Here is a 1,456-nt window from a genome sequence, read left to right on the forward strand (position 1 = left end):
GCTAGTAGAGCTTGGTCAGCTTCACTCGTGGGTGGCGTGTCCGCTGGTCCGTGAGGGTCGTTGAAATGGTGTGACACCTGAGGAGATGGCCGTGGTCCGGGAGGACCTGGAGGCGTTCACGGCGGAGATGTTCGACGGGTTCTTCCGTGCGGATCAGCGGCGGTGGGGGCAGGCGTATGTGCGTGGACTGCTGCTGGACGGGCGGCGCAAGTCGGTGGAGCCGATGGCGGCCCGCCTCGGCGAGGACGGCAACCGGCAGGCGCTGGCGCACTTCATCACCTCCAGCCCGTGGGATCCGGCGCATGTGCGGGCCCGGCTGGCCTGGAGGATGCACGAGGTGATCGGTCCGGAGGCATTGATCGTCGACGACACCGGCTTTTTGAAGGACGGGGACGCCTCGGCGTGTGTGTCGCGGCAGTACACCGGCACCGCGGGCAAGGTCACCAAATGCCAGGTCGGGGTGTCGCTGCACCTGGCCCGGGATCACGCCTCGGCCGCGGTGAACTGGCGACTGTTCGTGCCCGCTTCGTGGGATCCCGACTCGCCGGAGGCCGATGCGGTCAAGGTCGCCCGCCGTGGCCGCTGCGGCATCCCCGACCAGGTGGGGCACGTGGAGAAGTGGCAGCTGGCCTTGGACATGATCGACGAGACCCGGTCGTGGGGCATCGACGTCCCCCTGGTCGTCGCGGACGCCGGATACGGCGACGCCGCCGCCTTCCGCCACGGCCTGGAAGAACGCAACCTGCCCTATGCGGTGGGCATTTCCTCCCGCCACACCGCCCATCCGGCCGACGCCCGGCCCGTCCAGCCCGCCTATGCGGGAACCGGCCGGCCACCGCAGATGCAGTATCCCGAGCCTGCGCAGACCGTAAAAGACCTGGTCATCGCGGCCGCGAGGACAGCCGCTAGGCCGGTGTGCTGGCGAGAAGGCTCCCGCCCGGGCAAAGGAATCAGCGGCTTCAAACGCATCTACTCGCGGTTCGTGGCTCTGCGCATCCGCCCGGCCGGACGCGGCGTCCGCCAGGCCACCGACGGCCCTGAACTGCCCGAACGCTGGCTGCTGGCCGAATGGCCGGCCACCGAACCCGAACCCGTGCAGTTCTGGCTCTCCAGCCTGCCCTCCGGCATGCCACTGGCGACGCTGGTCCGGCTGGTCAAGCTCCGCTGGCGCATCGAACACGACTACCGCGAGATGAAACAGGCTCTGGGCCTGGCCCACTTCGAAGGCCGCACCTGGAGCGGCTGGCATCACCACGTCACCCTCGTATCGGCTGCCCATGCCTTCTGCACGCTGCAACGACTGGCACGAGACCCAAAAGACGCGGCGCCGGCCTGAGCCTCTACCAAGTCGTCCGCGAGCTGCAGACACTCCTCGCCCACTGGACCGGTGCCTGCCCCACCTGCCACCGCGACATACCCACGGCGATACCAACCTGACCAAGCCCTACTAGTGCTG

1 protein-coding gene is annotated in these 1,456 nt (G+C 68.6%); it reads left to right on the forward strand.

Annotated features, from left to right (window positions below; genetic code table 11):
• The first annotated feature begins 85 nt into the window (after positions 1-85).
• Positions 86-1,336: an IS701 family transposase gene (locus ACFYMM_RS44400; RefSeq protein ID WP_388398570.1), complete on the forward strand. Its 1,251-nt coding sequence runs from the start codon at positions 86-88 to the stop codon at positions 1,334-1,336.
• Positions 1,337-1,456: the final 120 nt, after the last annotated feature.

This window comes from Streptomyces sp. NPDC006739 (genome assembly GCF_042869815.1).
In the GTDB taxonomy this organism is placed as follows: Bacteria; Actinomycetota; Actinomycetes; order Streptomycetales; family Streptomycetaceae; genus Streptomyces.